The following is a 23,470-nucleotide window of genomic DNA, read 5'->3' as shown; positions in this document are numbered from 1 at the left end:
TACATCCTTCAAATTATTTTCCCGGTGCAGCCAGTTTCTCCGCGCCTACCAGCGGTCGCTTCCACAATCCGAACGCCAAGCCGGATATTACCGCACCAATGATCACTGCGAGCAGGAACAGCAGGGCATGGTTCGCCAGGGCCGCTACGAAAATACCGCCATGCGGAGCCGGAATATTGATTCCCCACCATTGGGTCAATCCGCCGGCTATCCCTGCGCCGATAATGCTTGTCGTCAATACCCGCAGCGGATCGGCAGCGGCGAACGGAATGGCTCCCTCTGTAATAAAGGAGAAGCCAAGCACATAGTTCGTCAAGCCGGACTGGCGCTCCTGGGCGGTGAACTTGTTCTTGAACAATGTCGTGGCCAGGGCAATCGCAAGCGGAGGAACCATCCCTCCGGCCATAACGGCTGCCATCATCATGCCATTCGTGTTGCCGCTGGAAGTGAAGACACCGATTGCGAAGGTATACGCGGCCTTATTGAACGGTCCGCCCATATCGATCGCCATCATACCGCCAAGCAGCACGCCCAGCAACACCATATTGCCTGTGCCAAGATTATTTAGTGCGTTGATCATGCCCTCATTAATCCAGCTGAAGAATGGCCCGAACAGATAATGCATAATCGCACCCGTAACCAACAGGCCGAAGATCGGATAGAGCAGGATCGGCTTCAAGCCTTCCAGCGTTTTAGGCAGACCTGCAAACACTTTTCTCAAACCAATGACGACATAACCGGCAAGGAAGCCCGCCGCCAGACCGCCAAGGAAGCCCGCATTGGCGCCTACCGCCATCAGGCCGCCGACCATCCCCGGCATGAGCGCCGGACGATCGCCGATACTCATGGCAATAAAGCCTGCGAGCACCGGAATCAGGAAATGAAACGCACCATCGCCTCCGCCGATCGCCATCAGCAGCGTAACCAGCGGATGATCACTTCCCAGAACCTGCTCGAACAGGAAGGATAAGGCCAGTAGAATCCCGCCGCCAACTACAAATGGAAGCATATGGGAGACACCGTTCATCAGATCCTTGTAGATTTTGCTGCCCACACTGGTCTTCCCATCTTTATCCGCTTCAGCTTGACCGCCTGCTCCTGCACTCCGGTAAATTGGAGCTTCACCGTTCACGGCTTTACGGATTAACTCCTCCGGCTTGCGGATTCCGTCACTGACCGGACGTTGGAGCACCGGCTTTCCATCAAAGCGGTCCATGTCTACCTTCTTGTCAGCGGCGACGATAACCCCCTTCGCCCGGCGAATCTCCTCGGCGGTCAGTACATTGCCTGCGCCTTCAGAACCATTCGTCTCTACACGGATATTCACACCCATTTCTTTGGCCTTCTTCTTCAAGGCATCCTCTGCCATGAACGTATGGGCGATCCCCGTCGGACATGCCGTCACGGCAATGACGAACGGTTCTTCACCATGATCACCACTATCACGATCCGCATCTGTAGATATCACAGTCGCAGCATCGCCGACTGCTTTGGCCGTGCCGGTTACTTGGGTCGCACCCGCAACCGTGGCCGGCGTATCTCCTGCATTGTGTGCTTCCGCCTCAAGCTTTGCCTTTTCTTTCACTGCCTTCGCTGCTTCCTCTGCACGCTGTCTTTCATCGAACAATCGGGTTACTTCTTCCGGTGACGATGTGTTCATCAGTTGCTGGATAAAGTCACTGTCGATCAATAGCCGGGAAAGCGAAGCCAAGGTCCGCATATGTGTATTTCCCGCACCATCCGGCGCTGCAATCATGAAGAACAGGTACGCGGGCTCCCCATCCAGGGCCTCAAAATCAACGCCTTGGGCACTCTTCGCAAAGACGACCGTTGCCTCATTAACCGCCTTCGTCTTGGCATGCGGCATCGCAATTCCGCCGCCAATTCCGGTGCTTGATTCGCCCTCCCGTCTCAATATCGCCTGCTTGAATTCCACAGCATCATTGATCCGGCCGCTGGCTGACAGACTCGCAATCAACTCATTCAATGCCGCTTCCTTCGTTGTTGCCTGCAGATTCATGATCATCGTCTCTTTGAGCATCAGATCCGTGATTTTCATTCGGCTTACCCCTCCTAAACAAATTTGATTTCAACTTGCTTGCGCAGCTTATGAATCAGTTCTGTCTCCGCCAAGTCATCAGAGAATGCCGTGGCGCTTCCGCACGCAACCCCTGTAGCAAATGCTTCCATAACATCTCCGCCTTGAGCCCATGCTCCCACAAATCCTGCGATCATCGAATCCCCGGCACCGACCGAATTGCGGACAGTCCCTTGAGGAACATTAGAGCGGTAGACTCCCTCTTTAGTAATCAGGACCGCGCCATCTCCCGCCATCGAGACGAGAACATGCTCGGCACCCTGCTCCTGCAGCTTTTTGCCGTAATAGATAATTTGATCGATCGAGTTGATTTCAACATTGAACAGCTCAGCCAGTTCATGATGGTTCGGCTTGATCAATAGGGGCCTGTGCGAGACACCCCGCAGCATCGCTTCTCCCGTTGTATCCAGTACAAAACGAACGCCTATTCTGCCGCAAGCTTCAATCAGCCGGTCATAGTACATACCTCCCAGTGAAGAAGGTACGCTTCCGGACAGCACGACAATATCGCCGGCAGCGAGTGAATCCAATTTCCGGCACAGCTCATCCGCCTCCTCGGGAGTAATCGTTGGACCCTGACCGTTTATTTCGGTCTCTTCCCCATGCTTGAGCTTGATATTAATCCGGGTATCCCCTGTAACCTGAACAAAATCTGTCGTGATGTTCTCCGAGGCCAGGGTTTCCTTGAGAAAATCTCCTGTAAAACCGCCTAAAAAGCCTAGTGCCGTATTTTCCACACCAAGCCTGCTAAGGATGCGCGATACATTGATCCCCTTGCCCCCGGGGAGCTTAAGATCGCTCTGCATGCGGTTCAGTTCTCCCAGCTGTAGTCCATCCACATGAACGATGTAATCAATAGACGGGTTCAGTGTAACTGTATAGATCATGACTATCCCTCAATTATTTTAGTTTTGTGAGTTAATGATTCCCTTAACGCATCCGGAACAGCGTCTGTAATGAGATAAGCATCCTCAAGATCGAACATCCGGGCAAACAGCACCTCGCCAAGCTTGCTGGAATCTGCAAGAATAAAGGCTGCTCCCGACAGCTCCTTCGCCCTGCGCTTAATGAGCGCTTCCTCCGGATCAGGTGTAGTATACCCCATTTGGGCATCCACCCCATTGGCTCCCAAAAAGCATTTATCAAACCGGAACTGCTCCATATTTTGCATAGCCATACTTCCGATCACGGCCTTGGTATGCATCTTCATCATCCCGCCCAGCAAATAACTGCGAATGTTCTTACCCACGAGCGCCTCCACATGGGATAACCCGTTTGTAACCACCGTCACCTGCTCCGCTTCTATATAGGAAATCATCTTTAAAGTAGTAGTACCCGCATCTAGAAAAATACAATCGCCATCACGAAGCTGTCTGGCCGCCCGACGAGCAATCAAGTCCTTTTCTTGAATGTTTTTGAATGTTTTTTCATTCATTCCGGGCTCCTGACGGTTATCCTTCGGGAGTGCTGCCCCGTCATGAATTCGCCGCAACATCCCTTGCTCCTCCAGGTCAACAAGATCACGACGAACGGTCGATTCCGATGTCCCAAGCAGCTCTACCAGCTCCTGAAGCTTAACAATTCCCCGCTGTTGCAAGCGCTCTATAATTATCGCATAACGCTCTTCTGTCAGCATGACATTCCCTCCAACCCCATCATTCGATCTATATCTTAACATATATTCGTTCAAAATCAATCACAAATAATCAAAATCGTTCTAACGAATTCGAACGTTTTCTGAACTCTATTGCTCACTTAAAAGGCATGTTACAATAGAACAAGGATTCTCCAAATTTGAAATAGCTTCCATCAGGTAAAGAAAGGATCGACCTTCTATATGATAATAAAACCACGTACCCGGGGATTTATTTGTACGACTGCGCATCCGGAGGGATGTGCCCGTCAGGTGCAGCAGCAAATCGAGTATGTACAACAGCGTCCAAGAATTTCCGGCCCAAAAAATGTTCTTGTCATCGGCGCCTCAACCGGATACGGCCTAGCCTCCAGGATTGTGGCCGCTTTTGGCGCAGGGGCCAATACCATCGGCGTATACCGCCCAAGCACAGCAAGCGGTTCACGGACGGCGTCCGCCGGATGGTATCATTCAGCAGCCTTTGAGGAAGCTGCCCATGCCGCAGGACTTCGTTCCTTCAGCGTGACTGGAGATGCATTCACCCCCGAGACCAAACAGAAGACCGCCGAAGTCATTGCCCGGGAATTGGGACAGGTGGATTTGATCATTTACAGTGTTGCCACTGCCCGCCGGTACGATCCCAAGACAGAAGAAACCTACACCTCTGTGCTGAAGCCGATAGGGCAGAGCTACACGAACAAGACTGTTAATTTCCATACAGGAGAAGTCAGCCTGGTTACGCTTGACCCTGCATCGGAGCAAGAAATTGAACACACGGTAAAAGTGATGGGCGGCGAGGACTGGCAGGATTGGATTAAGGTCCTTAATGATGCCAAGGTCCTGGCTCCGCATGCTGTTACGATAGCCTTCTCCTACATCGGCTCTCAGATCACTCAGCCTATTTACCGCGAAGGCACCATCGGCAAAGCTAAGGATCATTTGGAGCAAACCGCCAGAGAGCTTCACGAGCAGCTGTCTGCCGGTGGAGGCGGCGCCTATGTCGCAGTGACCAAAGCACTCGTCACGCAATCCAGCTCCGCAATTCCGGTAGTGCCGTTATATATGTCGGTCTTATACAAGACGATGAAGGAGCATGGTCTTCACGAAGGCACGATCGAGCAGATGGTTCGCTTATTCACAGAGCGTCTCTACACAGACGGATCGGTGCCTGTTGATTCACTGGAGCGGATTCGCCTGGATGATTGGGAAATGCGGGAAGATATCCAAGAAGAGGTAAGCCGCATTTGGGCAGAGCTGGAGACAAGTAATGTATTTCAGCTTACGGACCTTGAAGGCTTCCGCAAGGAATTCTTCCAATTATTCGGCTTTGAGACAGATGGCGTGGATTATGAAGCGGATTGTGATCCTGAGGTTGCAGTACGAAATGTAATATCTTAATGACAACGGAAAGCAAGAAATTCTATGCAATAGGAGTCTCTTAATGCAAACAGGCCTCCCGTAAGCTTTTGGGAGGCCTCTTCCTGTTTGAAATCAGCGAACGACAGCGATCGCAAACATGTTCTCGTCTGTTTCCTAGCGTATTTTAGATTTTCGCTGGAGGCTTTTGGGACAGCCCTACTCCTTATTTCAGCAGCCAGAGGGCGGGAACAACGTTAGGCTCCCAGCCTGTCAATGAAGTATGCGCCTGGCGGCATTCATAGGTGCTGCCATTGTAGCTGACAAGATCTCCAACCGCATAGGCTACTCCCGCGGCCCATGGTTGGGCGCTGGATGCAGAAGCCGTTGTGGCGCTGACCGGATTGCTTGCCGCTGATTCATTACCTGCTGCATCTATCGCTTTAACTGTGAAGGAATATGTTGTATTCGCGGATAAGCCAGTTACAGTGTATGAAGTTGTCGTGCCGGATAAAGTCGCGACAAGATTGGCTCCGCGGTACACCTTATAACCGGTCACCCCTACATTATCTGTAGCCGCATTCCACATCAGCTGCACACTGGAAGCCGTAGGCGTCCCCATCACATGGAGATTACCAGGAGCAGACGGTGCTTGCGTATCCGGGGCCGCCGTGCCGGTCGTCAAGCTGACTGTATTACTGCCGGCGGACAGATTCCCCGCTGCATCAATGGCTTTGACCTGGAAGGTATAAGCTGTTGCCGGACTGAGCCCGGTTGCCGTATAGCTAAGAACCGAGCTCGATACCGAGCCGATCTGAGTAGTTCCCCGGTAGATCCGGTAACCAGTCACACCGACATTATCCGTCGCAGCCGACCAGGAGAGGGTTGCTGTCGTCGAGGTCACGTTAGAATAGGTCAGGTTCCCTGGTGCTGTCGGAGCCTGATTATCCACGGGGTTGCTTCCTCCAAAGTTTACATCAATGACATTGTAGAAGGCATTTGCTGTATCCGCAATTTCCCATACCGCCAGGATAACATGGTAGCCTGTCCGAGCAGGCACATTCATCGTGTCCGAGTACGTATACGGAGGCTGAACTCCTCCATAATTGACGGAGTGGAACGGCGTCAAGTCGAATGAATCGCGCGTTAATGGTGCATTCGGGTTCCAGCCGGGCTTCGTGATATAGTATTTCCAGCTTGAAGTAGCATGGGGAGCGGTTAAAGTCCAGGTGAATGTATTCTGGCCAGCAGTCATGTTAACCTTGGTCCAGCGACTTGACGATTGTTCGTCGAGCTTAGGGAATATTCCGCCAGCACTGGCAATCTTGCCATCTGCCGGACCGGCAGCAGGGAATCCCTTCGGTGCCTCCAGACTCTGAGGTTCATATATCACAGCGCCGCAATCACTGTTCTGACCCAGCTTGCATAAGTAAGCCCGACTCGCTGGGGATTCAACATATCCATGTGCGGATGCCTTCTCGGCAAGCACAAACATACAGATACATGCAAAGAGGAGAACTCCGAGTGAACCAAGTGCCTTCAAATACAATGAACGGGTATAACGAGCTTCAATCATTAGAAATCCCTCCTTCATTTTTTTGAAAACGAACATCACCTGAACGAAATACTCCCTGCTTGTCCAATTAAACTGGATCTGCTTTTGTGCTCACCTCCTCTTCTTAATCACTTAAGGGATAGGATCGAAGGTTATTTGCTGCAAATAAAAGTGGAAATAGTGCGATATATAGGAATAAAAAGTAAATTCCCCCTCAACATTCATTATAACGACCTCTGTGTCTTTTGTGTGAAAAGAAATAGGGAATCATTGTTAAATGTAATATATTGTTGTTATTTATCAGAATCTCTATGTCTTTTGACAATATAATGAAATAGCAAAGAGCACTGCCGTTAGCAGCGCTCTCTTGCATGCAAATTCTTAAAGTTATACGAATGTTCTGGAGATAATCACCAGCAGGATAAACAACACAAGAATTACACCTGTAGATGTCCAAAGGCCTCCAACGCCAACTTCATTGCATCCCGACATGCTTTCCCCTCCTCACATCAGTATAGGGTATCATATTAAGGGCCCTAACTAATTGTCACGGCACGGGGGTGCCTATATTTCAGGCCTGCCCATTGCATCCCTCTCCGGCGAGCATAACATACATCATAGAACAAGATGATCTTAAGCGGGTGGTACATTTGGCCGGCAGAAAAAAGGCAGGTATCAGAAGCACGAATAATAGCCCAGGAAAAAACAAAGAAATTGTCCTTAGTGACTTGTCCGCCGATGATCTTGCAATCATCGCAGCCGGTCTTACTACGCTGGGCGAATTTTTTTCGTTTCTATCGCTCATTAAATTACAACAGGAAGCAGGCGCAAATAAAGGGCAGAGCGCATTAACTGACTTTTTCACTTAATTCGCTCATTTCTTGTCGACCTCGGTTCTGCGCAACTGCCATCGCTTCCACTTTCTCCATCTCATCGCCAGTAAAAGCACGATCAAGATGAACACTCCCCCAAAGAAGAAGGCCAGATACTTCTCGACCAGACGTATAACCAAATGCCATTGCTCTCCAAAGATGTAGCCAATGCCGATAAAGGCAGTGACCCAAATCAGGGCTCCGGGGTAAGCATACAAAGCAAAGGTTCTGTAGGGAATCTTTATTATTCCTACAAAATAACCGAAGAGCTGTCTGACTCCCGGAATGAAGAAGCTGATAAACAGCATTTTATTTCCGTATTTATCATATGTTCTCCGCGTTCGCTCCAGGTGAGACGGCTTGATCAAGAACCATTTTCCGTATTGCTGAACCAGCGGTGCGCCTACATGATGTCCAATCAGATAGGTAACCGTTATACCTATAACTGATCCTGCATAAGCAACCAGGATAGCCGGCAGCAATTCAAGCGTTCCCTTAAAAGCCAAATAACCGGTATAGGTGAGTGTCGTTTGTCCCGGCGGGATTGGAAGAGCGATAAAATCCAGAGGAAGCCCGCACAACAGTACAAAATAGCCGTAGCTGCGGAACATCTCCTCAATCCACTCCAGTATGTTCATGGATGACGTCTCCTGTTATGTATGGGATATGGTGCGTACAAGCACCATCCCTATATTACTCCAATTTCATCCATGTTCCAAATTCCTAATGGAAAAATGAGCTTAACCGAACCTGCCCGAAATATAATCATGGGTTCGCTTATCTTCAGGATTGGTGAAAATTTGATCTGTTGCCCCATACTCCACCATCTCTCCCATCAGAAAGAAAGCGGTATAATCCGACACCCTGGCTGCTTGCTGCATATTATGGGTGACGATAACAATACAATACTCCTGCTTCAGTTCGGCAATCAATTCCTCGACTTTGGCGCTGGATACCGGGTCCAGGGCGGAAGCGGGCTCATCCATCAGGATGATGTCCGGACTTACAGCGATGGATCTCGCAATGCACAATCGTTGCTGTTGTCCCCCCGAGAGCGATAATGCCGAACGGTTCAAACGGTCCTTGGTTTCCTCCCAGAGCGCAGCCTTGCGCAGAGAGCTTTCCACGATCTCATCCAGCTTCCTTTTGTCTCGGATCCCGTGGTAACGCGGGCCGAAGGCAATATTTTCATAGATCGATTTATGAAAAGGATTCGGTCTTTGCCACACCATGCCGATCTTTTGGCGCAGCAGGACCACGTCTGTCTTGGGATGGTTAATATCCTCATCCCCAATCCGGATCTCTCCGGTGATTCGCGCATCCGCAATCAAGTCGTTCATCCGGTTCAGACTGCGCAGAAATGTAGACTTCCCGCAGCCCGAAGGCCCGATAAGCGCTGTGACTTCCTTGGTTGCAAAGTCAAGCGAGAGGCTTTTAACCGCATGCTTTTCTCCATAAAATACATTTAAATCCTTCGTAGACATAACAATATTACGCATGGGTATCCTCCTATCTCGATGCCGTAAATTTCTTTTGGAGCTGACGTCCGACAAAGCGGGCCAACAGGTTAAACAACAGAACCGTCAGAATCAGTACGGCTGAAGCACCGGCTGCAATTTCAGGCGCATCAGGGGCGAGCCCTTCCGAGTTGACCTTCCAGATATGAACAGCCAGCGTCTCGGCAGGGCGGAACGGATTCAGGGGAGACATCGGGCTGAACGGATTCCAGTCGGTAAAGTCAAGACGCGGGCTGCTCATCCCGGCCGTAAATAACAGGGCTGCCGCTTCGCCAAACACACGTCCGGCGGCCAGAATGGTTCCCGTCAGAATAACAGGGAGAGCAATCGGAAGCATAACCGACCGGATCGTTTTCCATTTGGACAACCCCAGGGCCAGACTGGCTTCCTTCTGTGCCAGCGGAACACTTGCCAAGCCTTGCTCGGTAATGCGCACCATCAATGGCAGGTTAAAGACCGTCAGGGCTAACGCACCGGAGAACAAGGAGAATCCGAAGCCAAACGTATTTACAAAGACAAGGAGACCAAACAAACCTACAACGATCGACGGGAAGGAAGAGAGCACTTCAACAATCAGGCGAATCGAGTCTGTCACCCTTCCCGGCTTGGCATATTGACTCATATAGATGCCGGCGCCTAAACCGAGCGGAACCGTAATAATCAGTGTCAGCACCAACAAGAATAAGGAATTGAACAACTGCGGCCCGATTCCTCCGCCTTCACGGATCGTCTCTGGCGGAGAAGTCAGGAAGTCAAAGCTGATATGACCAAGTCCTCGTACCAATATAAATCCTAGCAAGCCCACCATAATGAGAACAATGATGCCAGCAAATAATATGATGACTCCTGTTGCAATTTTGTCTACTGTTTTCGCACTCATCGAATTGCTCTCCTTTCAAGCCAACGTACAACGAAGACGAAGACGAAGGTCATCAGCAGCAGAATCAGAGCAAGCGTCCACAGGACATTGTTCTGAATCGTACCCATAACCGTGTTCCCCATGCTTAGTGTGATTACACTGGTAAGTGTGGAGGTGGATTGGAACAAGGAATTCGGAATATGCGGCGCGTTCCCGATAACCATCTGCACAGCGAGCGCCTCGCCGAATGCACGTGCCATTCCAAGCACGACTCCTGTCATCAAGGCAGGAAGCGTAGTGGGAATGACCGTTCGCGAAAGCGTCTGCCACCGGGTTGCGCCAAGCGCGTAGGAGCCTTCCTTCAGACCAGATGGCAGAGCCCGAAGCGCGTCTGTAGCAATCGAAGTCATCGTAGGCAGAATCATGACAGACAATACGGAAGCACCTGCCAAAATCCCGAGACCTTGTCCCGGAAATATATTCCGGTAAAAGGGGACAATGACACTCAGTCCGACGAATCCATAGACAACGGAAGGAATCCCGGCGAGTAGTTCAATTGCTGGCTGGAGCACCTTTTTCCCCAGCTTCGGCATAATTTCCACCATGAACAGAGCCCCGCAGATACTCAGCGGAGCAGAGATTAGCGCTGCAAGCATAGAAGTCGCAAAGGAACCGAATATGAACGGCAGGGCACCGAACATCGGCGGTTCTCCTTCCGGCTTCCATGATGTCCCCCCGAGCATCTCAGCCAGGCTGACTCCATTCTTGAAAAATGAGCTCAGTCCCTTAGTCGCAACAAAATAGACCATAGAAAAAATGGTCACGACTAATAGAACGATACACAAGGAAGTCAGAATTTTCCCTATCCATTCTTCGATGATATGCTGTTTCACTCTGCGGCTATCGTTGGAACGAGCCATAGTACCTCTCCCTTTGTTCAGCACAGAAAGAGGCGAATGCTCGCCTCTTTGCTGGCCTTATGTTGTTGTAGGCAATTATTTATTTGGTGATGTTGCCGTCAACATCACGAGTTACTTGCATATTCGAAATCGGAATGTAGCCAAGTTCGACGATATCCTCATGAACTGCTTCGGAAACCATGAAGTCGAGGAACGCCTTGACAGCTCCGGTCGGCTCACCTTTTGTGTACATGTGCTCGTATGCCCACACCAGATAGCTGCCATTTGTTACATTCTCTTCATTTGCTTCAACGCCTTCATATTTCACAGTCTTAACGGAATCATCCAGGTAAGAAAGAGCCAGGTAACCGATCGCGCCAGGAGTTTCAGCAACCAGCTTTTTTACGGTGCCCGAGGAATCCTCTTGGATGGAGCCTTCAAGATCTTCTGTCTTTGTACCCAATGCATATTTTTCAAAAGTAGCACGCGTACCGGAGCTGGATGGTCTGTTTACGATTTGGATCGCTTGATCTGCACCACCGACTTCACTCCAGTTCTTCACTTCACCCGTGAAGATTTTAACCAATTGATCTTTGGTCAGGTTATCCACGCCTACTGCAGGATTAACAACTGCCGCCATAGCTACTACAGCTACTTGATGGTCAACCAGCTCTGCAGCCGGTCCGGCTTCAAGCTTCTCTTCTGCAAATACGTCGGAGTTACCGATATCTGCTTGGCCGCCGGAGACTTGTGTCAAGCCAGTACCGCTGCCGCCGCCTTGGACTTGAATCGATACTTTAGAATTCAGATCCATAAACTTCTTGGAAGCTTCATCAACAAGCGGTTGCAGTGCGGAAGAGCCTACTGCAAGAATGGAGCCGCTCAATTCTTCTGTTTGTTCAGGTGCTTCATTTGCTGTATTATTTGTGCTGCCGGTATTGGACGACGTATCAGGCGTATTCGAAGCTGTGTTGTTCGAGCCTTGTCCACATGCTGCAAGTGTTACAGTCAATAAAATCGTCATAACCAACATCAAACTTTTCTTCATGATTCAGGTTTCCCCCTTATTTGTTTGTACAATATCGATTATAAGAAGCAAGTATAAAGGTCGTGTATTGGTTATGTTAACGCAATGTAAAAAATTCATACATCATTCCGTGATGTTTTTGCTTCAACTTTCATATCAGGTTGAACTGTAGCTGAATGCAAAAAAGGATTTGACCGAGAACGGGTTCGGTCAAATCCTTTTTTTGTGATTATAAAATCTATACTGCTAAGTGATACTGCGTCTTATGCAGGCGGCGGCTCCCAAGCCAAGAACGGCTCCTGTCAACCCTAAGAGGGTTACAGTCAGAACAAGCCGGCTTGGCTGCCACTCCATCAGGAAAGACAAGCTGCTGCCCAGGGTGGTCCCCGCCAAGAAGCCAATAGCGAGGCCTGCCGGTGTTAACGATTTCAAGATGGAAGCGGGATCTTCCTTCATGTCGATTACTCACCTCATTACATTAATGCTCAGGACTCATCATCCGTATTCTTAGACAGCAGGCCCTTTAGTTCCTTCATGAACATATTGATGTCCTTGAACTGTCTGTACACAGATGCAAAACGAACATAAGCCACTTCGTCTACCGGATAGAGCTGCTCCATGACCAGCTCTCCGATCCCGCGGCTCTCTACTTCAGCATTCGCAGATTGACGCATGGAGCGCTCGACCTCCGATACAATCGACTCCAATTGTTCCACCGAGACCGGACGCTTCTCGCAAGCCCGGATCAGGCCGCGCAGCATCTTCTCCCTGCTAAATTCTTCCCGACTGCCGTCCTTCTTAATCACAATAAGCGGCATTTCTTCGACCATTTCAAAGGTAGTAAAGCGACGATTGCACTTCTCACATTCACGTCGCCGGCGAATCGAGCGATTTTCATTGGCCGGGCGGGAATCCAGCACCTTCGTTCCAAGGTAGTCGCAATAAGGACATTTCAAGGTCTTCTACTCCTTTCCAATATATAACTGTCAGATTCAGTAATGAACTTCACGCTTGCCGAGCATAATACTGTTACCAACTCAAGGAGGTGAACAACAACATGGCCCAAAACAATTCATCTAATAACCTGGTGGTGAAGCAAGCTTCCGGAGCGCTGGAGCAAATGAAATATGAGGTTGCTCAAGAGCTGGGCATTGCTTTCCCGCAAGACGGTTACGCTGGTAACTTGACCTCTTACGAAAACGGTTCGATCGGTGGTTATATTACAAAACGTCTGGTGACTCTGGCCGAACAACAATTGGCAGGTCAATTTAAATAACGGACAAATATAACTTCTGAACGAGCAGGGAAGCACAGATGGCGAATGCCTTCTGGTGCTTCCTTTTTTTAAACTTCCCAGCTCAAAAATCCGAATAGATCCTTGAATATTGCTCGTAATAATGTGCAACCCGCTGCACATAGTGCCTTGTCTCACCAAACGGAATATTCTTCGCAGTCTCCAGCTTGCCGTCCCAACGGCCGCTTTTGAGCCAATTCTTCACATTCGTCGGACCGGCGTTATAGGCGGCAATCATAGCAATCATATTGCCATCAAATTGATCGCCCAACCAATCCAGGTACCAAGTTCCAATCTGTATATTCAAGCCGCTTTCTTCTTTCACCCTGCTCAATTCCACTTCATCCATCTTAGCCTTCTGTACAACCCAATCCGCTGTATCCGGCATGATCTGCATAATGCCAAGCGCTCCCTTTGGGGATTCCGCCCCCGGCTTATAGTTCGTCTCTACCTTAATAATCGCAGCTACAATCAGGGGGTCCAGTCCATAAGTTGCTGCATGCGTCCGGATTTCTTCCTTATAATAGATCGGATAGAATAAGGCCAACCAAGAAGAATTAAAGAACAGGATCACGATAAAGCCTAACAACAGCATCAACAGAACTCTCTTTTTTCTCAGCCACCTCATAAAACCCGGCTCCGCCAGAAATCATCGATTTGACTCTCGGTCTCTTCATAACTCTGGCTATTATCAATCAAAATATCCGCTCGTCTTCTCTTCTCCTCGATATCCATCTGTGCAGCAAGCCTTAGCTCTGCTTCTTGCACCGTCAACGCATCCCGTTGCATGAGACGCTCCAACTGGAGAGACCTCGGTACATAGACCACCATAATCTTCTCGTACAAATTCTCAAGTCCCGACTCATAAAGCAAGGGGATATCGGCAACCACCAGACGTTCGGGGTTTTCCTGCTCCAGGGCTTCCAGCTCCGCCTTCATCTCCCTGCGAATCGCCGGGTGCGTAATGTCCTCAAGCGCTTTCCGCTCCACGGGGTCCGAGAACACAATCTCTCCAAGCCGTTTGCGATTTAACTGGCCATCCGCCAGCAATACGGTTTCGCCAAACCTTTCAACAACTTTTGCAAGTACAGGATGACCGGGCTCCATAATTCTTCTGGCTACCACATCCGCATCAATCAATGCAGCGCCGCGTGCAACGAGCATTTGTGAGACGGTACTCTTGCCGGTGGCAATGCCCCCCGTAAGTCCGATATTCACAGCATTCACTCCATTCCCGCAGGCTGGCATTCCGGGCAGTAATGGGTTCCCCGCCCGGCCAGCGTAATCTTCTCGATAGGTTGTCCGCAAGCAGGACAGGGCTGCCCCTGTCTTCCATACACATTCAGACTGTGCTGGAACATCCCCATCTCTCCTTGTCCGTTCACATAGGATTTAATGGAAGACCCTCCGGCAAGCACGGCTTCCGATAAGGTGGCCAAGATGGCCTCATATAACCTCCGGAGCTGCTCCGTACTTAAATGGTTCGCCTGAAGCTGTGGATAAATACCTGCCCGAAACAATGCCTCATCCACATAAATATTGCCCAAGCCTACAATGTATTCCTGATTTAGCAGAGCCGGCTTTATCTTCGTTGTTCTCCCTGCAATTACATGGCAAAAGGCTTCAAAGGTAAAGGCTTCATCCAGCGGCTCCAATCCCAGCTTGGCCAACGGCTTGCTGATCAGCTCCTGTCCTGGCGCAAACAAATGCATGGTTCCGAATTGACGTACGTCCTTATATCTGAGTTCCATCCCGTCGGTAAAATGAAAGATGACATGGGTGTGCTTTTCGACCGGATCACCGCTCTGATACAGACCATAGCGCCCTTCCATTCTCAGATGAGATACCAGAACGAGGTTGTCCATTCGGATCAAGAGGAACTTCCCTCTGCGTCCCACATCCTCGATCTTGCTGCCTGCAAGCTCCATTTCGAACACCCGGACATCATCGGGCCGCTGAATAATTCGCGGTAGATGCACCGAGACCCTCTCAATCGTTCTGCCGACTATTAACCCTGCCAGGGTTCGTCTGACTGTCTCGACCTCCGGCAATTCCGGCATTTCATTCACCTCTTATCTATGGTTAGAAAAACATCACATTTCTCACTTTGCTTCATACCAGTTCCACCCGCTGCTTACTTCAGCCTTAAGCGGCACGGATAGCTTCAGCGCCTTCTCCATCGTCTCGGGGACCAGCTTGCTCATCAGCTCCAGCTCCTCGGGCGGCACCTCAAAGACAAGTTCGTCATGCACCTGAAGGAGCATTCGGCTCTTCAAGCCATGGCTGCTAAGGGCTGTATCCATCAGCACCATCGCCAGCTTGATAATATCGGCCGCCGTCCCCTGGATAGGCGTGTTCATGGCTGTTCGCTCAGCAAACGAGCGAAGATTGAAGTTCGATGCGTTAATTTCAGGCAGATATCGTCTACGCTCCAGCAGGGTCTTCACATAACCATCCCGCTTGGCATCCCGGACAATATCATCCATATACTTCCGGACACCCTGGAAGGCATCGAAATATTGATCGATGAACCGGGCTGCTTCTTTCCGGGTAATGTTCAGGTTTTGTGACAGGCCGTAATCACTGATTCCGTAGACAATCCCGAAATTAACCGCTTTGGCGGAACGTCTCATATTGGCATCAACCTGGTCCGAGGATACCCCGAACACATCCATTGCCGTCTTGGTATGAATGTCCATGTCATGGAGAAATGCTTCCTGCAAGCCTTTATCCCCCGAAATATGCGCAAGCACCCGCAATTCAATCTGCGAATAATCGGCGCCGAGAATATACCAGCCTTCCTCGGAAGGGACAAATACTTTGCGGATCTTCCGCCCTTCTTCCATCCGAATCGGAATATTCTGCAAATTCGGGAACTGGCTGCTCAGACGTCCGGTTGCTGCAATGGTCTGACGGAAATAGGTATGCACCTTCCCCGTCTCACTGCGAATTTCCTTAAGAAGCCCTTCTACATAAGTCGATTGCAGCTTCGCAAGCTGCCGGTATTCCAAGATATACTGGACAATTTCATGATACGGTGCCAGCTTCTCCAGCACCTCAGCATCGGTTGAATATCCCGTCTTCGTCTTCTTGATCACAGGAAGTCCCAGCTTGTCGAACAGAATTTCCCCTAGCTGCTTCGGTGAGTTCAGATTGAACTCGATGCCTGCAATCTCATAAATTTGCGATACCAGCTTCGCGATCTGAGCTTCAAACTCTTGCCCCAACTGCATGAGGCTTTCCCGGTCAACGGCCACGCCCTGCTTCTCCATATCCGCCAGGATACGTGACAGCGGCATCTCCAGTTCATAGAAGAGCTTGTGCATCTCATTCTGTTCTAGCGCAGCTCGCTGCTCCGGCACGATGCTAATCGCCGCCGCACTCTTACGAGCCAGATGAGTGCTGAAAATCTCCAGATCCGGCACCTTGAACTTCGCTCCCTTGCCCAGCACTTCATCATCGGACGGCAAGGGGGCCAGATTGTATTTGGCAGACAATGCGCTTAGCGTCTGATCACTCTCGGTCGGATCAAGCAGATACGCTGCCAACTGGATATCGAATTCTGCTCCGGCAAACGGAATTCCGTGCCAGAACAAGGTCAAGTCTGCGCGATGCAGATCATAACCCCGCTTCGGAGCTTGCTCATCCGCCAGCCATGCCCGAACCGCTTCCGCTTCTTCGCTCTTCAACACCTCGGGCTGCAGAAAGAAATGCCGCTCTTTGGTTGAGAGCACCATGCCGAGAAGCTCTGCCTGATGAGGATTGTCCCCGCGGCTTTCTACGTGCAACCCCGCGATTTCAGGCAAGACCGCTTCAAGTTCCTTCAAGGAAGCAGACTCCACGATTGTAACATTCACTTGCACTTGCGAGGCCTCAGCTGCTGTTCCATCCGCTTGCCCATCGCCTTCGCTGCCGCTGAAATTCAATCGTTCAAGAAGCGACTTAAACTCCAGCTTACGTAGCATAGGAACAGCGGTCTCTTCCTTAAAGCCGTTGAACGTCATCGTATCCCAAGCCCGATCGATCGGCACTTCGCGGTGAATCGTCGCAAGCCGTTTGCTCATGACCGCATCATCCGCATGATTGACCAGGTTTTCTTTCATCTTGCCTTTTAATTCATCGGTACGAGCAAGCACTTCCTCCACAGAACCAAATTGATGGAGAAGCTTCAGCGCTGTCTTCTCGCCAATCCCGGGAACGCCGGGAATATTGTCTGACGCATCGCCCATCAGACCTTTCAAATCAATAATTTGCAACGGAGTCAATCCGTATTTCTCTTCAATTTCCTTCGGGCCATAAGGCTCGACCTCGCTAATGCCCTTACGGGTCAATGCTACCGTGACCTTGTCGCTTACAACCTGAAGCATGTCCTTATCACCGGTGACAACCAGCACTTCAAGTCCTGATTCCTCGCCCAGCCGGCTCAGCGTACCGATGATATCGTCCGCCTCATAGCCCGCAAGCTCAAACCAGGAAATGCCAAAGCTCTCCAGCAGCTCCCGCAATAACGGAAATTGCTCTGAAAGCTCCGGCGGCGTCTTCTCCCGGCCGCCTTTATATTCCTGATAGCCTTCATGCCGAAAGGTCTGTTTGCCTGCATCAAAGGCAACCAGAAGGTGTGTTGGCTTCTGTTCTTGAATGAGCCGAAGCATCATATTAGTGAAGCCGTATACAGCATTCGTATGCAGACCGCTGGAATTGGTAAGCGGCGGCATCGCAAAAAAAGCGCGGTAAATAACACTATTGCCGTCAATCAGAATCAATTTATCCATGTGACACCTTCTCCTTCAGCATACTCCTCGTTCTATTCTAACACATGGTTCCCTTTTGCCAAAAACAAATAGCATAAGCAAAAAAAGAATAACCCGCCACAGCAAGCCGTGAGGGGTTATTCCAAATTTTGTATCCCGTTTATACGTTCAAGTCCGGGCGATGCCCAGTCACCAGATAAACCGTGCTCTCTCCGATATTCGTCGCATGATCAGCAATCCGCTCAATATAACGTCCTACCAAAGTAAGGTGGATTGCCTGATGCAAGGACTCCGGATGCGCTGTCATATACGTGTACAGATCGCGAATGATCTGGCTGTACAAATGGTCAATCTCGTCGTCATCCTTGGCCATCTTATAAGCAAGATCCGTGTTCTCGTCAAGATAAGACTGCAAGGACTCCTGAACCATCTCATTGGCCAATTCGGCCATCTTGGGAATGTCGACCAAAGGCTTGATTAAGGCTTCACCCTTCAGGCGCAAGGTTACCTTGGATATATCAATTGCCAGGTCTCCCATGCGTTCCAGATCACTCGAGATTTTAAAAGCGACGATAATCCGCCGCAGGTCCTTCGCGACCGGCTGCTGTGTCACAATAAGCCGTTCTCCCAGATCCATAACTTCTTCTTCCATTTCGTTCAACTCGATATCCTTCTCGATAATGGCTCGAGCTTTAGGCTCATCCAGATTTTGAAGGGCAGAGATCGACTCGCTCAAAGTGTTCTCTACATGCTTGCCCATCTTCAGCAGCAGCTGCCGCAATTCCTCCAGGCTTTGATCGAAATCTTTTCTTTGTATCATGTACAGCTGCCTCCTTAGGTTATCCGAATCGTCCGGAAATGTAATCTTCTGTGCGCGAATCCGATGGAGTTGAGAACAGCTTGCGCGTATCGTCCGCCTCAATAATTTCTCCATTCAGGAAAAATACCGTGCGGTCCGAAATGCGGGCAGCTTGATGCATGTTATGCGTAACCATCACAATAGTATACTTACTCTTCAACTCCTGAACTAATTCCTCAATCTTTAGCGTAGAGATCGGATCAAGTGCGGAAGTCGCCTCATCCATCAGCAGAATTTGGGGCTGCACTGCAATGGCGCGAGCGATGCACAATCTCTGCTGCTGCCCGCCGGACAGGCCCAGCGCCGAGCGCTTCAGGAAGTCCTTCACTTCATCCCATAATGCTGCCTGGCGCAAGCTTTGCTCCACCAGTTCATCAAGCTCCGCCTTGCCAGGAGAGCCATGAAGCCTAGGTCCGTAGGCGACATTATCATATATTGATTTCGGAAACGGATTCGGCTGCTGGAACACCATACCGACCTGCTTGCGCAAGATTTCCACTTGAACATCCTCACCATACACCTCGGAACCGGCAATTTGAACAGAACCCTCAATCCGCGTGGCAGGGATCATATCGTTCATTCGGTTCAAGGTCCGGAGAAGGGTTGACTTCCCGCATCCCGATGGTCCGATGAACGCAGTAATTGCCTTCTCGGGAATATCCAGTGATACGTCCTTCAAGGCGAGGAATTGATCGTAATACAGTTTCAAGTTATTGATTCGGATGATTGTTGACATGCCTTCACCACCATAAGAAGTTACATGCGAAGCAAGGCCTCAATTGTCATTGGGACCTGTACCGATGCTTGGTTCGATTGTTTCATATTGATTTTACATAAGCTATGTAAAGCGGGATGAGCCTAAATGTTAACGCAGTGTAAAATTTCACGACAATGCAGTGAGCTCTTTATTCACCATCTCTGTCATCTTGAGCGCTTGAATCGTGGCTGACGCAGACTCCCGGCCTGTTCGCCCGGTTCTCCGCACCGATTCAACCAGTTGCCCAAAGGTATCGCCCGCCTGGACAACATGGGTCTGACTCTGCTCCAATTCCCCACTGGTGACGCGCATCGATTGATCCGTCGCCTTTACAAGCTCGCCTACCCTGTCCAGGGTCTCTTCAATATTTCCCGACAATTGCTTGGTCTCTTTAGCAAGCCGGTGTACTTCCTCTGCCACGACTGCGAATCCGTGTCCATGCTCTCCTGCCCGCGAGGCTTCAATCGAAGCATTGAGAGCCAGAATGCCGCTCAGTTCTGCAAGTTCACGAATTTGCGCTGCGATTCGAGAAATATCCTGTGAGCAGGAAGACAACTCATCCACTTGGTTTTGTTGAGATAATGTGACTTTTTTCACACGATTAAACGCTTCAGTGACCTCTTCCAGTTCTTCTCGACCTTCCAATGCAAGCCTCGACATTTGCTGCGTTTCCTCCAGGCTTCTTTCTGAAGCCTCAGAGGCCTGAACGACGGTTCTTCCGATATCTTCAACCAGCGTAACGCTCCGTTGCAGCGTGTTTTGCCGTTCAGCCTCGGCTTCCTGTTGTAATTTTCTCGAGAGAAGCATCAAATCCTGCAGTGTCATTACCCCATAGTAATTCCCGTCCTGCGTTAAAATCAAACTGTCGTAGAACAAATGCCCGGTCCGATGAAGCGCATGATCCAACAGCTCTCCTGGGGGCGTGGATATTTCATATACCGCATACTCCGGTTGGGCAAAATCACGTACAGGACGCTCATAGAATAAATCCGGCGCAAATCTGCCTGTAAGATGCCGATAGAAATAATCCCTCATAACAAGACCGCGAGGGCGTTCCCCTTGGTCACAAATGACGAGGCACGGAAGCTCGGAATCCTGCTTGAACATGCCGAGCACATCGCTGCACTTTCGATCTCCGCGTATTACTGGAACGTTCCTGCTAAAATCAGCCACATTCACCAAGGCCGCAGGTCTCTCCATAACAGTCAGGCTTGCCATGACCACCACTCCCTATGTACGGAATACACTCTCTTTTCAGAGGATAGTCGACAATTGTTAGCGGAGAATAAAGTCCCTGGCTGAAAAAAGTGAAAAACCGTCCATCAATGGGTCTCAATGATGGGCGGTTTTCTTTTTGTTCACAACTAGCTTGTATCCCACTCCCCGAATTGAATCGATATATACCGATCCCGGATCCAGCTCCAGCTTCTTACGCAGCGAGCTGACATGAACATCGACGGTACGCTGTCCTCCGATATAATCAAAGCCCCAAACGGCGTTCATCAGGTCATCCCGAGTCATAACGACTCCAGGCTTCCGCGCCAGATAGAGCAACACTTCAAACTCCTTAGGTCTGAGCACGATAGCTTCCCCGTTCAGTGTGACTTCGTATTTCTCAGGATAGATGGATAACGGTCCCAGCGTAATCTGGGCATCCTCCCGTTCTTCCAGGGAAGGCTCCCGATCTTCATGCCCGCCGCTTGTGCGCCGAAGGACCGCCGTTACTCTGGCCAACAGCTCTGCAACACCGAAGGGCTTCGTAATGTAATCATCGGCCCCGGCCTTTAACCCCTGCACGACCTCTTCCTCCGCATTTTTTGCCGTCAGAATGATGACCGGCGTCTTGCTGCCCTCCCCGCGAAGCTTGGACAAAATCTCGATCCCGTTCATCCCCGGAAGCATCAAATCAAGCAGAATCAGATCGAACTCCTGACTCTTCGCGGTATCATAGCCAATTTGACCATGATCAGCGACAATAACCTCAAAGCCCTCACTGCTTAAGTTATAAGATAGCAGCCTCGACAGTGTCGGTTCGTCTTCAATGACCAACAATCGTTGAGTCACGCTGTTTCCCCCTTCTTTTATTCAACCTGTCGCTTCGTCATAGACAAAGCGCTGAACATGCCAAGCATATCACGGAATTGTTAACGGGGTGTAAAATGCTCAACAACGATCCAAGTTCATCAAATTGAGCCCGCCTCTGAGGTATGCTGCATAATCGGAAGCTCCAGGATGAACGAAGACCCTTCCCCGATTTTACTTTCTACCCGTATTGTACCCCGATGCAGCTCAACAAGATGCTTGACGATAGAAAGGCCTAACCCCGTACCGCCTGAGCTGCGCGAGCGAGCCTTATCTACACGGTAGAAGCGCTCGAATATTCGCGGCAGGTCCTTTTTAGGGATTCCGATTCCGGTATCGTTAATGGTAATTGTGATCTTTTCCTCATCCGGCGTCCCCGTGATTTCGCAATCAATTCTGACCTTCCCGCCCTCTTGCGTGTAGCTGATCGCGTTTGACAGCAGATTAACGAAAATCTGCCGAAGCCGGTCCTCGTCTCCCTCCATAAATAAATGCTCGGGAATGTAATGGTTGAGACTGATATGCTTCTTAGCAGCCGAAGAGCCCAGCATTTCAATAATATTGTCGAACAAGTCCTTAAGATGCACAGGCGCATATTCGAGCGGTGCGCGCTTGGATTCAATCTTCGACAGCTCCAGAATGTCACCGATCAAGCGATTCAAGCGTTCTCCTTCATCATGAATAATCTGAAGGAAGGATCGCTCCGTCTCCTTATCCGCCACCCCGCCCGCAAGCAGCGTCTCGGCAAAACCTTTGACCGCAGCAATCGGGGTCTTCAATTCATGGGATACATTGGCAACAAATTCACTGCGCATCCGCTCCAGCCGGCGAATTTCCGTAACATCCTGCAAATGCACCAGCAATCCTTTATAGCTGTCGTCATCCTCGAACATCGGAACCGCGTCCAGCTGAAGAATCCGCTCCTCCGGATTGTAGATCGTTCGTTCCTCGCGAAGAAATTCCTGACGTGTAATTCCTTCTTCTACAAACTTAAGCAGCTCGTAATTCCGCTTCAAGACCTGATACGATTTCCCTTGAATCTGATCAGAGCTCACATGCATGATCTTCTCTGCTACCCGATTAAGCAGGGCAATATTGCCAGAGCTGTCGATCATGATGATGCCCCCGGTCATATTCGCAAGGACGCTTTCCATTAATTCCTCATTATCGCGAATGACCTTTAGCTGCTGCTGAAGGCTGTCGGCCATCCCATTAATGGCGGCTCCAAGCTGTCCGATCTCATCCCGTCGGTACAGATCCACTCGCGCATCATATTCCAGCCGTGATATCCGGTTCGCCACACGAGTTATTTTCTCCAGAGGCCGGGTCAATCCTGCCGCTACCCGGAAGCTGACGAAGGCCGCAACCAGGAACAAAATCATTAGCCCTCCGCCCATGTAGTACCAGCCTTTATTCATTTCCTGCCCTACCGCAGCCAGACTCATAGACAGCCGGATAAACCCGTCGAAGTTCCCGTTCGCTGAAGTAACCCCATGTGCCACGTAGAGCATATCCTCGCCAATAGTCTCACTGTAGCGGATTGCGCTGCCGATCTTATCCCTTACCGAGGATTCAATTTCTTCCCGATGAGCATGATTATCCATTTCCGCGGAAGTCATCTCGGAATCCCCGACGACCGTTCCATCCCGCATAATGAAGGTTACCCGTGAATCGGTTACGTCCTCCAATTCACGGGCTTTTGCCGTGTAATAATCGGATGCCTCAGCGCTGTCCATCGGCAAGAAATCAAAGGTGCTCTCCAGCAGTAAAATTTCCCGGGCCATATTTTCCTTTAATGCGCGTATATGAGAGTCCTTATAGACCTGAGCCATCGTTACTCCGGCTGCCAGCATCGAAATGCCGACCAGGCTCATCATGATCAGTGTAAGCCGTCTGCGAAAAGTCCTCATT

Annotated in this window: 24 protein-coding genes; 3 read left to right on the top strand and 21 right to left on the bottom strand. The window is 50.1% G+C overall.

Annotated elements, in window-relative coordinates:
- Positions 1 to 13: 13 nt before the first annotated feature.
- Genes TX85_RS03500 through TX85_RS03490 form a run of 3 tightly spaced genes read right to left on the bottom strand, consistent with a single transcriptional unit; the run spans position 14 to position 3,734 of the window.
- On the bottom strand, positions 14 to 2,059 hold the full coding sequence (locus TX85_RS03500; protein WP_044477747.1) for a PTS fructose transporter subunit IIABC: 2,046 nt from the start codon (positions 2,057 to 2,059) through the stop codon (positions 14 to 16).
- Between the two features lie 14 nt (positions 2,060 to 2,073).
- A complete protein-coding gene (gene pfkB / locus TX85_RS03495; RefSeq protein WP_044477746.1) occupies positions 2,074 to 2,985 on the bottom strand; it encodes a 1-phosphofructokinase in 912 nt (303 codons plus the stop codon).
- Positions 2,986 to 2,987: 2 nt separating this feature from the next.
- The gene (locus TX85_RS03490) at positions 2,988 to 3,734 is read right to left on the bottom strand and encodes a DeoR/GlpR family DNA-binding transcription regulator (RefSeq protein ID WP_044477745.1); all 747 of its coding nucleotides are present in this window, start codon (positions 3,732 to 3,734) and stop codon (positions 2,988 to 2,990) included.
- Between the two features lie 201 nt (positions 3,735 to 3,935).
- Here TX85_RS03490 and fabV point away from each other — a divergent pair, with 201 nt between their 5' ends.
- Positions 3,936 to 5,129, top strand: a complete 1,194-nt coding sequence (gene fabV, locus TX85_RS03485) for an enoyl-ACP reductase FabV (protein ID WP_044477744.1) — start codon at positions 3,936 to 3,938, stop codon at positions 5,127 to 5,129.
- A gap of 184 nt (positions 5,130 to 5,313) precedes the next feature.
- Here fabV and TX85_RS03480 read toward each other — a convergent pair whose 3' ends face one another.
- Together TX85_RS03480 and TX85_RS27240 are read right to left on the bottom strand one after the other, a co-directional pair.
- Positions 5,314 to 6,663 (bottom strand): lytic polysaccharide monooxygenase, encoded by a 1,350-nt coding sequence (locus tag TX85_RS03480; protein WP_044477743.1) that lies wholly within the window; start codon positions 6,661 to 6,663, stop codon positions 5,314 to 5,316.
- A gap of 366 nt (positions 6,664 to 7,029) precedes the next feature.
- A complete protein-coding gene (locus tag TX85_RS27240; RefSeq protein WP_212942489.1) occupies positions 7,030 to 7,134 on the bottom strand; it encodes a YjcZ family sporulation protein in 105 nt (34 codons plus the stop codon).
- 158 nt (positions 7,135 to 7,292) lie between these two features.
- On the opposite strand from TX85_RS27240, the gene TX85_RS03475 reads away from it, so the two are divergent.
- Positions 7,293 to 7,511, top strand: a complete 219-nt coding sequence (locus TX85_RS03475; RefSeq protein ID WP_049894772.1) for a hypothetical protein — start codon at positions 7,293 to 7,295, stop codon at positions 7,509 to 7,511.
- Between the two features lie 5 nt (positions 7,512 to 7,516).
- Here the strand turns inward: TX85_RS03475 and TX85_RS03470 are convergent, their stop codons facing one another.
- The 7 genes from TX85_RS03470 to nrdR form a co-directional block, all read right to left on the bottom strand.
- Positions 7,517 to 8,152, bottom strand: coding sequence for a DedA family protein (locus TX85_RS03470; RefSeq protein ID WP_044477742.1), 636 nt, complete (start codon positions 8,150 to 8,152; stop codon positions 7,517 to 7,519).
- Between the two features lie 102 nt (positions 8,153 to 8,254).
- A complete protein-coding gene (gene pstB, locus TX85_RS03465) occupies positions 8,255 to 9,013 on the bottom strand; it encodes a phosphate ABC transporter ATP-binding protein PstB (protein ID WP_044477741.1) in 759 nt (252 codons plus the stop codon).
- 10 nt (positions 9,014 to 9,023) lie between these two features.
- Positions 9,024 to 9,911 (bottom strand): phosphate ABC transporter permease PstA, encoded by an 888-nt coding sequence (gene pstA / locus TX85_RS03460; protein ID WP_044477740.1) that lies wholly within the window; start codon positions 9,909 to 9,911, stop codon positions 9,024 to 9,026.
- A complete protein-coding gene (pstC, locus tag TX85_RS03455) occupies positions 9,908 to 10,810 on the bottom strand; it encodes a phosphate ABC transporter permease subunit PstC (RefSeq protein WP_044477739.1) in 903 nt (300 codons plus the stop codon). The genes pstA and pstC overlap by 4 nt, the downstream gene beginning before the upstream one ends.
- A gap of 79 nt (positions 10,811 to 10,889) precedes the next feature.
- Complete coding sequence (locus tag TX85_RS03450) at positions 10,890 to 11,837, bottom strand: phosphate ABC transporter substrate-binding protein (RefSeq protein ID WP_392391808.1); 948 nt, start codon at positions 11,835 to 11,837, stop codon at positions 10,890 to 10,892.
- A 225-nt stretch (positions 11,838 to 12,062) separates the two neighbouring features.
- Positions 12,063 to 12,272 (bottom strand): hypothetical protein, encoded by a 210-nt coding sequence (locus tag TX85_RS03445; RefSeq protein ID WP_049894771.1) that lies wholly within the window; start codon positions 12,270 to 12,272, stop codon positions 12,063 to 12,065.
- A 29-nt stretch (positions 12,273 to 12,301) separates the two neighbouring features.
- A complete protein-coding gene (gene nrdR / locus TX85_RS03440) occupies positions 12,302 to 12,772 on the bottom strand; it encodes a transcriptional regulator NrdR (RefSeq protein ID WP_044477737.1) in 471 nt (156 codons plus the stop codon).
- Positions 12,773 to 12,873: 101 nt separating this feature from the next.
- Here nrdR and TX85_RS03435 point away from each other — a divergent pair, with 101 nt between their 5' ends.
- Positions 12,874 to 13,092 carry an alpha/beta-type small acid-soluble spore protein gene (locus tag TX85_RS03435; protein ID WP_044477736.1) on the top strand — a complete coding sequence of 73 codons (219 nt, stop codon included), beginning with the start codon at positions 12,874 to 12,876 and terminating at the stop codon, positions 13,090 to 13,092.
- A gap of 82 nt (positions 13,093 to 13,174) precedes the next feature.
- Here the strand turns inward: TX85_RS03435 and TX85_RS03430 are convergent, their stop codons facing one another.
- The 9 genes from TX85_RS03430 to pnpS all read right to left on the bottom strand — a co-directional run bounded on the left by TX85_RS03430 (position 13,175) and on the right by pnpS (position 23,469).
- Entirely contained in the window at positions 13,175 to 13,738 is a 564-nt protein-coding gene (locus tag TX85_RS03430; RefSeq protein ID WP_044477735.1) for a lytic transglycosylase domain-containing protein, read from the bottom strand.
- Positions 13,735 to 14,328: a dephospho-CoA kinase gene (gene coaE, locus TX85_RS03425; RefSeq protein ID WP_044477734.1), complete on the bottom strand. Its 594-nt coding sequence runs from the start codon at positions 14,326 to 14,328 to the stop codon at positions 13,735 to 13,737. The genes TX85_RS03430 and coaE overlap by 4 nt, the downstream gene beginning before the upstream one ends.
- Before the next feature lie 5 nt (positions 14,329 to 14,333).
- Positions 14,334 to 15,170, bottom strand: a complete 837-nt coding sequence (gene mutM, locus TX85_RS03420; protein ID WP_044477733.1) for a DNA-formamidopyrimidine glycosylase — start codon at positions 15,168 to 15,170, stop codon at positions 14,334 to 14,336.
- A 42-nt stretch (positions 15,171 to 15,212) separates the two neighbouring features.
- Entirely contained in the window at positions 15,213 to 17,882 is a 2,670-nt protein-coding gene (polA, locus tag TX85_RS03415) for a DNA polymerase I (protein ID WP_044477732.1), read from the bottom strand.
- 139 nt (positions 17,883 to 18,021) lie between these two features.
- Complete coding sequence (gene phoU, locus TX85_RS03410) at positions 18,022 to 18,681, bottom strand: phosphate signaling complex protein PhoU (RefSeq protein WP_044477731.1); 660 nt, start codon at positions 18,679 to 18,681, stop codon at positions 18,022 to 18,024.
- 19 nt (positions 18,682 to 18,700) lie between these two features.
- Positions 18,701 to 19,456 carry a phosphate ABC transporter ATP-binding protein PstB gene (gene pstB / locus TX85_RS03405; RefSeq protein WP_044477730.1) on the bottom strand — a complete coding sequence of 252 codons (756 nt, stop codon included), beginning with the start codon at positions 19,454 to 19,456 and terminating at the stop codon, positions 18,701 to 18,703.
- 147 nt (positions 19,457 to 19,603) lie between these two features.
- Complete coding sequence (locus tag TX85_RS03400) at positions 19,604 to 20,695, bottom strand: methyl-accepting chemotaxis protein (protein ID WP_049894770.1); 1,092 nt, start codon at positions 20,693 to 20,695, stop codon at positions 19,604 to 19,606.
- 114 nt (positions 20,696 to 20,809) lie between these two features.
- Positions 20,810 to 21,541, bottom strand: a complete 732-nt coding sequence (locus TX85_RS03395) for a response regulator transcription factor (protein ID WP_044477729.1) — start codon at positions 21,539 to 21,541, stop codon at positions 20,810 to 20,812.
- A 119-nt stretch (positions 21,542 to 21,660) separates the two neighbouring features.
- Positions 21,661 to 23,469, bottom strand: coding sequence for a two-component system histidine kinase PnpS (gene pnpS / locus TX85_RS03390; protein ID WP_044477728.1), 1,809 nt, complete (start codon positions 23,467 to 23,469; stop codon positions 21,661 to 21,663).
- Position 23,470: the final 1 nt, after the last annotated feature.

It is taken from the genome of Paenibacillus antibioticophila (assembly GCF_000455265.1).
In the GTDB taxonomy this organism is placed as follows: domain Bacteria; phylum Bacillota; class Bacilli; order Paenibacillales; family Paenibacillaceae; genus Fontibacillus; species Fontibacillus antibioticophila.
The sequence above is the reverse complement of the archived record's forward strand: the minus strand, read 5'-3'. Positions and strand labels throughout refer to the sequence as shown.